This is a genomic window from Gemmatimonadota bacterium, from assembly GCA_030747075.1.
Classification (GTDB): domain Bacteria; phylum ARS69; class ARS69; order ARS69; family ARS69; genus ARS69.
Genome location: JASLLL010000003.1, coordinates 63,063 through 75,869 on the forward strand (window position 1 = coordinate 63,063; position 12,807 = coordinate 75,869).

General features: G+C 63.2%; 10 protein-coding genes. 8 read left to right on the forward strand and 2 right to left on the reverse strand.

The features are described from left to right. Positions 1-79: 79 nt before the first annotated feature. Complete coding sequence (locus QF819_01665; protein ID MDP6801871.1) at positions 80-1,837, reverse strand: ABC transporter ATP-binding protein; 1,758 nt, start codon at positions 1,835-1,837, stop codon at positions 80-82. Beyond that, positions 1,834-3,561, reverse strand: a complete 1,728-nt coding sequence (locus QF819_01670; protein MDP6801872.1) for an ABC transporter ATP-binding protein — start codon at positions 3,559-3,561, stop codon at positions 1,834-1,836. The genes QF819_01665 and QF819_01670 overlap by 4 nt, the downstream gene beginning before the upstream one ends. A 192-nt stretch (positions 3,562-3,753) precedes the next feature. Between QF819_01670 and QF819_01675 the strand changes: the two genes are divergently transcribed. Genes QF819_01675 through QF819_01710 form a run of 8 tightly spaced genes read left to right on the forward strand, consistent with a single transcriptional unit; the run spans position 3,754 to position 12,804 of the window. Beyond that, positions 3,754-4,803: a polysaccharide biosynthesis/export family protein gene (locus QF819_01675; protein ID MDP6801873.1), complete on the forward strand. Its 1,050-nt coding sequence runs from the start codon at positions 3,754-3,756 to the stop codon at positions 4,801-4,803. Between the two features lie 16 nt (positions 4,804-4,819). After that, the gene (locus tag QF819_01680; protein MDP6801874.1) at positions 4,820-6,430 is read left to right on the forward strand and encodes a GNVR domain-containing protein; all 1,611 of its coding nucleotides are present in this window, start codon (positions 4,820-4,822) and stop codon (positions 6,428-6,430) included. A gap of 3 nt (positions 6,431-6,433) precedes the next feature. After that, positions 6,434-7,213, forward strand: a complete 780-nt coding sequence (locus QF819_01685) for a CpsD/CapB family tyrosine-protein kinase (protein MDP6801875.1) — start codon at positions 6,434-6,436, stop codon at positions 7,211-7,213. Continuing rightward, positions 7,210-8,163: a lysylphosphatidylglycerol synthase transmembrane domain-containing protein gene (locus tag QF819_01690; GenBank protein ID MDP6801876.1), complete on the forward strand. Its 954-nt coding sequence runs from the start codon at positions 7,210-7,212 to the stop codon at positions 8,161-8,163. The genes QF819_01685 and QF819_01690 overlap by 4 nt, the downstream gene beginning before the upstream one ends. Then, positions 8,160-9,143: a glycosyltransferase family 2 protein gene (locus QF819_01695; GenBank protein MDP6801877.1), complete on the forward strand. Its 984-nt coding sequence runs from the start codon at positions 8,160-8,162 to the stop codon at positions 9,141-9,143. The genes QF819_01690 and QF819_01695 overlap by 4 nt, the downstream gene beginning before the upstream one ends. Beyond that, on the forward strand, positions 9,140-10,084 hold the full coding sequence (locus QF819_01700; protein ID MDP6801878.1) for a lysylphosphatidylglycerol synthase transmembrane domain-containing protein: 945 nt from the start codon (positions 9,140-9,142) through the stop codon (positions 10,082-10,084). Before QF819_01695 ends, QF819_01700 begins: the two co-directional genes overlap by 4 nt. After that, positions 10,077-11,822 carry a glycosyltransferase family 39 protein gene (locus QF819_01705; protein ID MDP6801879.1) on the forward strand — a complete coding sequence of 582 codons (1,746 nt, stop codon included), beginning with the start codon at positions 10,077-10,079 and terminating at the stop codon, positions 11,820-11,822. The genes QF819_01700 and QF819_01705 overlap by 8 nt, the downstream gene beginning before the upstream one ends. Before the next feature lies 1 nt (position 11,823). After that, complete coding sequence (locus tag QF819_01710) at positions 11,824-12,804, forward strand: glycosyltransferase family 2 protein (protein MDP6801880.1); 981 nt, start codon at positions 11,824-11,826, stop codon at positions 12,802-12,804. The last annotated feature ends 3 nt before the right edge of the window (positions 12,805-12,807 follow it).

Here is a 12,807-nt window from a genome sequence, read left to right on the forward strand (position 1 = left end):
TTCTGCCACAACTGGCAAGAAAGGGTCGGGGGCGTATTCGTGCCCGGCCCTTCTTTGTGCGCTCCCGACTGCCGTCGGGTCAGTCCTGGAACTGAAGCTGCGCGAGACGGGCGTAGAGACCTCCCGCCCGGGTGAGTTCCTCGTGAGTTCCTTCCTCTACGATCTGGCCCTTTCGGAAAACGAGAATCCGGTCGCAATGCTGAACCGTCTTGAGGCGGTGAGCCACGATCAGACATGTTCGCCCACGAAGCAAGCGGTCGAGACCGTCGCGGATCAGTGTCTCCGTTGCAGGATCCACCGAAGAGGTGGCCTCGTCGAGAATGAGCAGGTCGGGTTGTGCGTAGAGCGCTCGCGCGAATGACAGCAACTGTCGCTGCCCGGCGGACAGTCGATGCCCACGCTCCCCGAGAGGCTCGTTGAGTCGCTGCGGCAGGGCATCGACTACAGACAGCGCGCGGGAAGTCTCAAGGGCCGTGCGAATGTCGTCATCACAGCCGGGGGAGGAGTCTCCCAGGCGGACATTCCATCCGACATCGGTCGAGAAGAGAAAGACATCCTGCGGGACGGTACCGGTGTGTCGCCGCAGACTCCGGGGATCGAAGTCCTTGAGATCCTGGTGGTCGATCAGGACTCGGCCGGAGTCCGGATTGAGAAGCCCGAGAACCAGCGAAATGACCGTGGACTTGCCGGATCCGGTGGGGCCGACCAGTGCCACTCTCTGGCCGGGGTCGACTTGAAAGGAGACATCCCGGAGGACGGGTTCTTCGTGTCGGTAGCGAAACGAGACACGATCAAACTCAATGCTCCCGGAGAAGGATGGAAGCGACGGTCGCTCCCGGTAATCCTCAAGAGCCGGGGTGTCCAGAACACGAAGAATGCGGTCTCCCGCTGCTCCGGCGGCCTGAAGGACATTGAACTTCTCGCTGAGGTCGCGAAGGGGCCCGAAGAAGCGCTGCACATACTGGAGAAACGCGACCAGTTCCCCAAAGGTCAGCGCGTCGTGCAGGATGCGATGACCTCCGGACATGAGTACGAGCGCAAGCGCGACGGCGAGCAGGAACTGGATGATCGGGAAGAACAGCGCGAACACCTGAAGCGTGTCGAGCCAAGCGGTCCGGCACCCGGCGTTCTGCACATCGAAGAGGCGGTCATTCTCGTGTTCGCGGGAGAACAGCTTCACCACCTCGCTCCCGGACAACGACTCGTGCATGACCGAGTGAATCCCGGCGATGCGCTCCCGGGTTGCGCGGAATCCGGCCCGGGCACGGCGTCGGAAGACAGTGCTGACAAAGATGACAGGTGGGAGCGCCAGGAAAGTGATGAACGCAAGGCCGGGATCCATCACGAAGAGAATGATCGTGATGCCGGTGAGCGTGACGGCATCCGCGACAATCGACACAAGACCGGAGGAGAGGAGCTCGTTGAGTGCCTCCACATCATTGGTCAGGCGCGTGACCAGTCCTCCCACGGGATGGCGGTCGAAGTAGCGGATGTCCATTCGTTGCAGGTGCGCGAAGAGACGCGAGCGCAGGTCGCGCATGAGGCGCTGCCCGGTTTCCTGCATGAGCAGATTCTGAGCGTAACGCGCCGCAAAGGAGAGCAGGAGAACGCAGACAAAAAGCCCCACGATCTTCCCGAGGAGAGCCGTATCGTGAGCGGGGAGTGCCTTGTCGATGGCGAGTTTGGTGAGGTACGGCCCCGTCAGATCGAGCGCGCCGCTGGCAAACAGGAGGAGAAAGCTCCCCGCAAGTCCCGCCCGGCGAGGGGCAAGGAGGGGGAACAGTCGCTTGAGGAGCGCGGTGTCGCGAGATGCGCGGAAGGATCGGAGGACGCTCATGAGGCATCCCCGGCATCTTCGCGGAGGCCCTCAGCCAGATTCTGTCGCTCCAGGTAGTGTGCGAAGTGCCCGCCCGCATCCGCCAGTATCCCAGGTGAGCCCTCCTCGACGATTCGGCCTTCTTTCAGAAAGACAATATGGTCCACCCGGCGGAGCGTGGAGGGTCGGTGCGAGGTCAAGAGGACGGTGCAGTCGCGAAGGCGGGAGTCAATCCTCTGGAGAATCAGCTCTTCGGTGGCTCCGTCCATATTCGAAAAGGGGTCGTCAAGCACGAGAAGCCGAGGGCAGCGCAGAAGCGCCCGGGCGAGTGTGGCTCGCTGGCGCTGGCCACCGGAGAGGGCCACCCCTCGTTCTCCGATCCGGGTGTCGAGCCCCCGGGAGAACCCCGAAATATCTTCGGCCAGCGAGACCTCGTGAAGGATGTCGTGCACGCTTTCGGGTGTGGCCTGCGGGTGTCCGACAAGGAGGTTCGCCAGGATGGTGTCGCTGAAGAGAAACGGATCCTGCGGGACGAACGCCATTTCCCTGCGAAGCGAGGTCAGCGACCACTCCGGGAGGGGGGTCCCGTCGAGGAGGATTCTGCCGGAATCGGGAACACGCAGTCGCGCAAGAAGGGCGAGCAGCGTGGTCTTCCCGCATCCGGTCGGTCCGACGAGGGCCACCGTGGTGCCGGCGGGAATGTCAAAAGTGACTCCACGGAGAACCGGGCGCTCACCAAAGGAGAAGGTCACATTTTCGAAGCCAAGCGTGCCGGCGCCATCAGGGTGAGCTCCGCGCTCGAGGAGAGGTTCCTGTTCCTCCAGGAGGATGGCTTCGATTCTGTTCCATGCGGCCGCGCCTCGAAGGAAGAGATTGATCGTCCAGCCCAGCGCTGCCATCGGCCACATCAAGAGGAAGAGATAGCCTGTGAAGGCGACAAAGTCTCCGAGGGAAAGGTGCCCCGACATGACGAGCAAACCGCCCCGCCAGAGGACAAGGGCCAGGGCCAGTCCGGTGAACAGCATCATGGCGGGCATGAAGACCCGCTGCACTCTTGCGAGGGAGAGATTCCGTCGGAGGTATTCGTTCGAAGCTTCCTCGAACAGTGCGATCTGGCCCTCCTCGCGAGCGTGGGCGCGGATGATGCGGATTCCGGAGAGGCTCTCGCGAACGCGTGTAGTCAGGTGGGCGAATCCTTCCTGGACGAGGGCGACCCGCGTATGAACCGCACGAGTCACGAGAACGACCGCGATCGTCATCACCGGCAACGGAGCGATCGCCACCAGCGCGAGCTCCGGGGAGAGGCGCAGCATCAGCGTGATACAGAAGATCAGCGCGAGGGCGGTGCCCGAGGTGTACATGAGCCCCGGTCCGATGAACATCCGTACGGCGTTGAGATCGTTCGTGATGCGCGCCATCAGATCTCCCACATCGAAGCGGGAGAGCGCCGGAACGGGCATGCGTTGCAGGTGTTCATGGAGACTGCGGCGTACATCGTATTCCACGAACCGTGAGGCGCGGATGAGCAGGAGACGGGAGGCGTACCGGAAGACGCCGTCACAGCCTGCGGCGAGCACCAGCAGGATCGCGAAACGCCACAGCGGCGGGCCGTGAGGGCCGTCTTCGATGGCTTCGATCCCCAGTTTGAGGATCCAGGGGCCCAGCGCCGCGAATGCGTGGGTAAAGAGCAGTGCCAGGAGCCCCTTGGCGACATCGGCACGATACGGGCGGAGCAGGCGAAGCATGGAGCGCAGCGAGCGGATGGGAAATCTCCCCCGTTGACAGGTTGGGAGAACCTAGCGCGGGGCGCGTGAAGGGGCAACCGGCGGTTCAAGCGCCGGGGAAAAGAGGCCGATATCCGGTTCGGGTGCCTGTCTTCAGCAGATATTCGCTGTGGTTGTCGGGTATTGCGGTTGGGGGTAGAATCTTCGCCGGAAGTGGTGCGGGATACTCAGCTCTGGCAGCCGGAGATGGGCAGCATGCTCGCGGGGGGAGTTCACATGAAGTTCCAGCTTCGAAGTGTCTGGCGAAAAGCCGGATACGCGGCCTTGGTCGTGTTGTGGGCGGTCTGTGCTCCGGCGGAGGAGTACCTGATTGACTCGGAAGATGTGCTGTCCATCCGCGTGTGGCACCGGGAGGACCTGGGCGGGGTCTTCACGGTAGATTCCGAAGGGAGCATTACCCTCCCCCTCGTCGGGCGGATTCGCGCAGGCGGGTTGTCGCCCGGCGCGTTGGCGGCCGACCTGACGCGCCGGTTCTCTCTGGTGGATCGCAATGTGAGTCAGATCTCGGTGGAAGTCAGTGAGTACAATTCCCGGCGGGTCTTCGTGTTGGGAGAGGTGGAAAGTCCGGGTCCCTACTCCGGCCCGAGCGTGCCCGGCGTGTGGGAAGCGATTCGCGAGGCGGGCGGCCCGGGGCCGGACGCCGCTCTTTCGCGTGTCCGCTTCATCCCGCCACCCGGGGAAGGTGTCCCTCGCACGCTGAATCTGGAAGAGGTGCTGGACTCGGGGGACTTCGCCTCGCTCCCCACGCTTGCGCCCGGAGCGACGCTGCTGATCCCGCGAATGACTGAAGCGGTCGGACCGGAAGGAGACATCATCCATGTCTTCGGGCGTGTGGCCAGTCCGGGGACTTTCAGCATAGAGAAGGCCGGAAGCGTTCTGGAGGCGGTTCTTGCCGCTGGCGGGCCTCTCCCGGACGGCGATGTGGGGCGGGTGAAAGTGGTTCGGCCGGGGGCCTTCCGTGCGCGGGTTTTCACGCTGGACCTGTCGGACTACCTGTACCGGGGCGTGTTGTTTCCGGACCTGGACCTTCATCCGGGAGACACGGTCACCATCCCGCGCAAGCGAAGTTCCGCCTTGTGGGCGGGTGTCAGGGATGTAGCCGGGGTGGCCGGTGGAATGCTCAGTTCGCTCTTCTTCTTCACGAACCTGCGGGGAGACGGAGAATCCACTCAGACCCCCGACCAGTCCGCCCGGGCGGAGTGAAGTCCGGGAGGACGCCTTGATTTTTGAGAATCGAAGCAGCCTGGATCTTCGGGAGTTCCGCCGCGTCTTCTGGCGACGGAAGCTCGTGGTCTTCGTGCCCATGGTTGTCACCGTGGTCGTGGGGCTTGTCGGCGTCTTCTTCATGAAGCCGCAGTACTCGTCCATGGCGACGCTGGCGGCCAACTCTCCTGCGCCGCTGACGCGCACGGTCGCCACAGCGGCTGGGGAGCGGGGGCGCAATGACCGGGAGGGAATCCGCATCATCCGCAAGCGGATCCTTTCGTCGAGTTTCCTGGAGTCGGTCACGATGCGCATCGGGCTTCATGAAAACCCCCGCATCCGTGCGCGGGCCCAGCGGCAGGCCAGCGAGCACCCCGGACACGATCCAGAGGATCTGCTCATGCGCGAGTGTGTCGGGACGCTGACTCGGATGCTCGACATACGAAACGAGGGCGGTGACATCTACTATGTTCGCGCGGTGTCCAGTTCGCCCGATCTCTGCTTTCGCGTGGCACATACCGTCGCGGATCTCTACATCCAGTCCAATCGCGAATCGAAGCTGCGGCAGTCGGAGCAGGCCCACACATTCGCGCTCGAACAGATGACCATCTATGAGGCCAAGTTGGAGGAGAAGCGCCTTGAGCTGAGAGGCAACGAACAGCGGCGAGCCCTGAAGCCCCTGTCGTCGTCTCCGATCACTGCCGAGAATGTGAACCGCGTGAACGCGCTTCGCGTGGAGGCCGACACGAATGTGGAGTTCCTGAAGGCGCGTCTGGCAGACATGGAGTCCCAACTTGTGGGACGCGGACTCCAGGGCCTGGGAAGCACGATGGGTGAGGATGCTTCTCAGGCCCGGGCTCTGGCCACAACGATGCTGGAACTGGAAGGCCATCAGGCGCTGGTTCTCGTGGAATACACGGAAGAGGATCCGGCCGTCCTGTCCGGGAGAAACCAGATCGCGGTCAAGAGTCAGCAGGCGCTTGCGGAACTCGAGCGACTCTGTCTGGAGCGGCACCCCGCGCTTCTCGAGGAATCGCGTCGGTTGATTGTGGATGCGGAGTTCACTCGCTTTGGAGTGGCGGCGGCCGAGGAGCGCAGCCGGAAGTTCGGCGAGTTTCTGAAGTGGTACGCATCGGATCTGGCCAGCATCCCCGCCGAGGAATTGCGAGTCAATCGCCTGACCGAAGAGGTGGCCAGCGCGAATCGTCTCTATCAAACATGGCTTGAACAGGCGACCACCATGCAGATCGCGAAAGCGGTCCAATCCGCGAAGGTGGGAAACCAGCTGGTCCTGATCGAACCGGCACAGATTCCACTGGCGCCTTTCGCTCCGGAGAAGAAGAAGATCATGGTTCTTGCGGCGATCATGGGCGTGATTCTCGGCCTGGCCGGGGCGGTGGCGATGGAGTATCTGGACATGACGCTCAAGTCCGTCGCTGAGATTGAGCTGGTGCTCTCCATGCCGGTGATCGGGGCGGTTCCGAGGATGCAATCCGCCATAAGAAGGGATCTCATGCTGAAGCGGCGGCGGCGGCTCCGGGTGATACTGCCTGTCGTCATCATCGGTGCCGTGGTGGTTCTCACTGTCGCCTACCTCTATCTGGTCCGTCTTCGGGCCGTCGGGTAAGTCATGCCGAGAGAAGATGTCCGACCGGATAGCATCTACGACACATTCGATCCGGAAGCGCCGGAGACGACCGAGTTTCGACGCATATTCACCCGGATCGCGCGCCACGGCGAAGACGAGAAGCTCCGGTCCATTCTCTTTACCAGCGCGGAGAGAGGAGAGGGGAAGACGACCTGCGCCTCGCTGTTCGCGCTGGTGTCGTGCCTTCACCAGGGGTTGCGTACTGTGCTCGTCGACGGGGACCTGCACAGGCCGCAGATCAGCGGCCTGTTCGAGACCCCGTCTTCGCCGGGAGTTCGGGAGATCCTGCTGCAGCGCAGTCCGATCGAGGCCTGCCTTCACGACACGCGCCACGATTCGCTGAAGGTGATCCCGGCCGGGGGCGGAGAGGTGCCCCCCTCGGAGGTTCTCGTTCCAGATCGTCTGGCCGCGATGTTCGGAAAGCTCCGGCTGCTGTTCGATCTGGTGGTTGTGGATGCTCCTCCGCTTCTCCCGGTGAGCGATCCTTCCGTGATTGCCCGAGAGGTAGATGGCGTGGCGCTGCTTGTACGCGCAGGCCGAACCCAGCGGGATGTCGCCGTTCGCGCACAGGGGATTCTACAGGCAGCGGGGGGGAACGGAATCGGTGTGATTGTAAACAATGTGGACGATGTCCTGCCGTACTACTACGGCCACGCCTACTACGGCTATTCGCGAACTGCGGGGGAACGGCGTTCGGAGAAGCGGCGTCGAGGGCGCTCCCGCAAAGTGAAGGAAGAGCCCATGAAGGACCCGACGGCATGAGACGCTCTCTCCTTGTCGGCGCAAGGGTGCTTCTTGCACTGGGGCTGTTGGCGTTCCTGACGACCCGCGTAAACGGGGGGGACGCACTCGCTCTGGCGAGGCAGACGGCGCCGTCGTGGATTGTCGCGGCCATTCTCATGCAGGTCGGGGCCAAGTCCTGCTGGGCGATCCGGTGGAGAATCCTGTTGGGCGCTGTGGGGATGACTCGCGGCCTGCTTGAGGTCTTCCGTCTGATCCTCGTGGCACTCTTCTTCAACATGTTCCTTCCGGGGTCCGTGGGAGGGGATGTCGTGCGCGGGATCGGGGTGTCCGATGCAGGCCGCTCACGAGCCGCAGTGATCGCCTCTGTGGTGGGAGACCGAATGGTGGGCACCTTTGCGCTGGGTCTGGTGGCGCTCGCGGGTTCTCTGGCGGGGATGCTTCTTCTGCCGGGGGCGGCGCCGTGGGCCTTGTCAACGACCGTCGCCGGTTGCGTTCTCTTCGGGTTGGCTGTGGTGACGCGCCCTGCCCTTCTGCGGAGACTATTGCGCCGACTGCGTGGAGAAGGCCTGCGCGCCCGGCTCCACCGCGTGGTGGAGGCGTCGTCCTTCCTTGCGGAACATCGCCCTGCCGTGACCCGGGCGCTGGTGTCATCGCTGGGGCTTGCGGGGTTCGCCGTCGTGTTTCACTGGGCGGTCGCGCGATCGCTGGGAGTGGATCTGCCCCTTTCGATCTTCTTCGTTCTGGTGCCCGCCGTGGAACTGGCCGCGGCAGTCCCGATCACTCCAAACGGTCTGGGGATTCGCGAAATGGGCTATGTCGTTCTCCTGGAACGCGCGGGGGTTGATCCTACCGTGGGTGCCGTTTTCGCGGGTGTGTCGTTTGCGCTGAAGGCACTCCTCGCGCTGGTGGGAGGCGGGCTCTTCGCGTGGAAGGGGCTGTCGACTGAGACAGCGGCGGTGCCGCGATGAAGACAACTCCCGAGAAGCTCACGCTGTCCGTGGTCGTGCCGTTGTTTGACGAGGCGCAGAATGTCGTGCCACTCGTCGAAGCGATTGAGGCCGCGCTGGAACGGTCCGGACGCCGCGCAGAAATCCTCCTGATTGACGACGGCTCCACAGACGGAACTGCCGAGAAAGTGCGGGAAGCCGCGCGGGAGAACCCCCGCATTCGCGGTGTGGTGTTTCGGAGGAACTTCGGCCAGACGGCCGCCATGTCCGCAGGGTTCGATCGGGCACGCGGGGATGTGGTCGTGGCAATCGATGGGGATCTCCAGAACGATCCGGAGGACATGGAGATGCTCGTCCGGGAGATCGAGGAGGGCGGATTCGACATCGCAAGCGGCTGGCGCAAGTCCCGAAAGGACGCACTGCTGTCGAGAAAAGTCCCGTCCTGGATTGCGAACTGGATGATTGGTCGCATCACGGGTGTCCGCCTGCACGACTATGGCTGCTCGCTCAAGGCCTACCGGGCCGAAGTATTGCGGAATGTGCGTCTCTACGGCGAGATGCATCGGTTCATTCCAGCCCTGGCGAGCTGGAGTGGAGCGAGGATCACTGAGATCCCCGTGAGCCATCGTGCAAGGGAACGCGGCGCGTCGAAGTATGGGATATCGAGAACACTGCGTGTGGTGTTGGATCTGGTGACCGTGAAGTTCCTGCTGGCGTTTTCCACCAGGCCCTTGCAGGTCTTCGGCGTCGGTGGGTTCTTCATGCTGACGGCAGGAAGCCTGATCTCGCTCTACCTGGGGTTTCTTCGGATCTTCCGGGGAGTACCGCTTGCTGACAGACCGCTGCTCCTGCTGGGTGTCCTCCTGATTCTGGCGGGGGTGCAGTTGGTGAGCATGGGCCTCCTCGCCGAGATCACGATTCGGACCTACCACGAGTCTCAGTCCAAGCCGACCTATGTCGTGCGGGAGACCCTGGGAAGTGACGAAGGGGATCTGTCGTGAGACTGTCCCGCGGTCTGGTACGCGCACTGAAGGTGGGGGTCAGCCTTGGCCTTCTGGGTTGGATCGCGCATCGGTATGGTGGAGACGCCGCGTTCCGTTCGGCGATCACAAAGCTGGAACCGCGCACATGGCTCCTTTCTCTGGGGTGTCTGGCAGTCGGGCTGGGGACTTCCGCAGCGCGGTGGAAGGTGCTGCTGGAAGGCGCGGGTGTCAGCGTGCCGTACTCGCAGACCGTGCGTCTCTACTTCCAGGGTTACTTCTTCAACACCTTTCTCCCGACGACGGTGGGAGGCGATGTCGCCAGAGGTCTCGGGATCGAAGCGAGGCATCCGGCAACCGTAGTGGCCGGTTCGATTCTCGTGGAGCGCATTCTGGGGTTCGCCTGCCTCCTGGTGATCGGCCTGGCAGCCGCGCTCACGCATCCCGAACTGGCTCTGGCGCGTGGGATTCTCCTGGGCGCCAGTGCCGTCTTCGTGGTGGGACTCCTCCTTCTTCTGGCATTGCCGCTTCCCTCTGCGGGGGGGGATGGCGCCGGGTCGCGCTTGTGGGGCGGGATGAGGCGGACCGCTCTGGAGGTTCGCGCGTACGGGTTTCGCCCTGGTGCGCTGGTCACAGCGGGCGTCCTGTCGCTGGGCTGGCAGGCGCTGTTGATCGCGTCCAACGCCATTCTATCGGCGGGCCTGGGCGGGGTGGCACCTGTGAAGAGCCTTGTGGCCCTGGTGCCGGTCGTGCAGGCGACCACCATGATCCCGGTCAGTTTCGGTGGGCTGGGGGTTCGGGAGACCGCCTACGAAGTGTTCTTCCGTGCTTCCGGCTTTGAGGCTTCCGGTGCCGTCGCGCTCAGTCTGTCATGGCTCGCGGTCTCCTTGACGCTGGCGATGATCGGGGGGGTACTCACGCTCTTTGTTCCGATAGCTCGCAAAGGAGGCCGGGATGACTGAGGAAGGAAACCGACTGAATGTGCGCGCGTTCCTGTTTCTTCTGACGACGCTGTGCGTCGGACTGGTCATGCGCCTGTGGGGAGATTCGTTCGGGCTTCCCCATATCTTCCATTCGGACGAAGCGTTCGAGGTCCATCGCGCTCTGCGCCTCGCAAAGGGAGGCTTCGACATCGAGCGCTGGGCCAAGGGCGGCCTCTACATGCTTCTTTGCGTGGAGTATGGGGTGTACTTCCTGGTGCAGCGTGTGCAGGGGGCGGTGAACAGCGTGGATGCCTTTGCCATGGAGTTCGCGAAGGATCCCACGGTGTTCTGGAAGATCGGGCGTGTCACGGTGGCCTTCCTCGGGACCTGGACGATATGGAAGGTCTGGCGCCACGGACGCCGCCTCGCAGGGGTGGGTGCGGGTCTCTATGCCGCGTGGTTCCTCGCGTTCTCCTTCCGCCATGTCGTGGAATCGCACACGGTCACGGTGGATGTCCCGATGGCTCTCTTCACATTCTGGGCGGTCGCGATGATCGTGGAGGAGGCCTGCGGCGTGCGGCGCCTTCGCGGCTGGGCCTTCGCGCTGGTGGCGGGGATTGCACTCCTCCACAAGGTGCCCGCCATCGTCTTGTTCGTGCCGTACTTCGTGAACTCCATGATAAGGGGTGGGGTGGCCAGGGGGGGGCGTGACGAAGAACGCGGCCTCTTCACGAAGGCCACCTGGCTGCCCTTCTTCGGAGCTTGCGGGTTGTATGTGGGGCTCAACCCGGGCGTGGTTCTCGGTTTCTCGGAAGCGCTGGGGTTCTTCGGCGGCACGAATTCCGGGGCGCCTGGAGATCCCGGAGACGCGTCGGAGATGGTGCGCGGCGTGAGTCTGTGGGGGTTCTACTTTCGCTCACTGCTGCACTCCCAGGGTCCGGTTGGACTCAGCCTTGCGCTGATGGGTGTGGTGTTTGGCCTTCGGAGAAGGGCAGGGGCCATGCTTTTGCACCTGTCGTTCCTGCTGCCGTTCTTCGTGCTGATCACGGCGACCTCCTCTCCTCACTTGTACTACGATCGCTACATCGTCCCCATGCTTCCCGGGTTGTGTCTGCTGGCCGGGCTGGGACTGGATGGACTCCTTCGTGCGCTTCGCCTGGATCGCGCGGTGATGGCTCCCGTGGGGATGCTCGTCGCGCTGATGCTGGTGCTGGGACCTGCCGCGGAGAGCGTCCGCTTCAACCAGAAGATGACTCGAACGGACACCAGGACCCTTGCGGCGGAGTGGATGGAGGCGAATGTCGCGAACGGGACCACGGTTCTTCTGGAGGGCTTCCCGGAGGATCCTTCTCAACAGTCGATCCCCCTTCGTCCGGATGAGGACGGGATTCTCGAGATGGTCATGCGTCTGGAGCTGACCGATGCCGGAAAGGCGGAGCTCTGGCGTCTCCGTATGCACGCGTGGGAAACGCGAATCTGCTATGACCTTCTGGCTGTCCGGGACTTCGAGTTGTGGGACACGCTGGAGAAGTACCGTCTGCTCGGGGCTGAGTACGCGGTGATCCGGCGGGAGGCGTTCACGCCGGGCAACTGGCGACGGGGCCGATTCCGTGAAGAGATCGTGGCGAAGCGCCTGGCCTTCCGTGAAGAGATGTTGGCGGACCCGGAGTGCCGACTGGTCGCTGCATTTGACCCCGCGGATGACGATTCGCCCGGCTACCACATCGAGATCTGGCGTCTCGGGGCATCGGCATCCACGGGCTCGGAGGCGGACTAGCGTGGAGTCGCTTCCGGATCGCCCGGATGTCAGTGTGGTGATTGTGAACTGGCGCGTGCGGGATCTTCTGGATCGCTGTCTGGAAACGCTGCTGTCGCGCTCACCGGGCGTGGCGATGGAAGTCATCGTTGTCGACAATGACTCCGGGGACGGAACGATGGAGATGCTTGCCGAGAAGTACCCGAGCGTCATCGGTATTCAGGCTGGCCGTAATCTGGGGTTTTCCGGCGGGAACAACCTCGGCTTCGCGCGGTGCTCAGGGCGGTTCGTGCTGCTGCTCAACCCGGACACGGAAGTCTCGGAGGGGGCGGTGCGCATACTGCGGGATTCGCTGGACTCCTACCCGGGAACCGGAGCCGTGGGGCCGATGGTTCGTGTTCCTTCGGGGCAGATCCAACTCTCCTGTGCGCGGCGCTTTCCGACTCTCTGGAATCAGGTCCTGGAAGTCACGGGTCTCCCGCACAAGTTCCCCCATCATCCGATGACCGGTCAGTTTCGTATGGGATCGTGGGACCACCTGGATGAACGCTTTGTGGAGGCGGTGTCGGGCTGTTGCATGATGGTGCGCCGCGAGATCATCGAAGCCGTGGGCGGGCTGGACGATTCTTTCTTCATGTACGGCGAGGACCTGGATCTTTGCTGGCGTGTCGGTCGTGAAGGCATGGGAATCCGATATGTCCCCTCGGCAAACATCCTCCATCTGTCCGAGAGTTCCAGTTCTCAGGTTGCGAGCCGGATGTTTGTGGAGACACTGGAATCCATGAACTACTTCTTCCGGAAAAACCGGGGAGTGACCGATGCGCTGATCTACCGGTGCCTGATGGGGAGTGCTGCGCTGTTCTGGCTGATTCTGGAGGGGATTCGCTCGTGCGTGGTGCGGGGTGGCAAGAGAGCTCTGCTGCGCGATGAAATCCTCCCGAGATACCGGGATATGCTGAAGTGGGCGTGTGGAGGATTCCAGCGCGCCGGAACTCCCCAGTGACTC

Excerpts from the sequence above, each read along its gene's own strand:
- QF819_01665 (MDP6801871.1), bottom strand. The coding sequence starts at position 1,837 with ATGAGCGTCCTCCGATCCTTCCGCGCATCTCGCGACACCGCGCTCCTC.
- QF819_01670 (MDP6801872.1), bottom strand. The coding sequence starts at position 3,561 with ATGCTTCGCCTGCTCCGCCCGTATCGTGCCGATGTCGCCAAGGGGCTC.
- QF819_01685 (MDP6801875.1), top strand. The coding sequence starts at position 6,434 with ATGCCGAGAGAAGATGTCCGACCGGATAGCATCTACGACACATTCGAT.
- QF819_01690 (MDP6801876.1), top strand. The coding sequence starts at position 7,210 with ATGAGACGCTCTCTCCTTGTCGGCGCAAGGGTGCTTCTTGCACTGGGG.
- QF819_01695 (MDP6801877.1), top strand. The coding sequence starts at position 8,160 with ATGAAGACAACTCCCGAGAAGCTCACGCTGTCCGTGGTCGTGCCGTTG.
- QF819_01705 (MDP6801879.1), top strand. The coding sequence starts at position 10,077 with ATGACTGAGGAAGGAAACCGACTGAATGTGCGCGCGTTCCTGTTTCTT.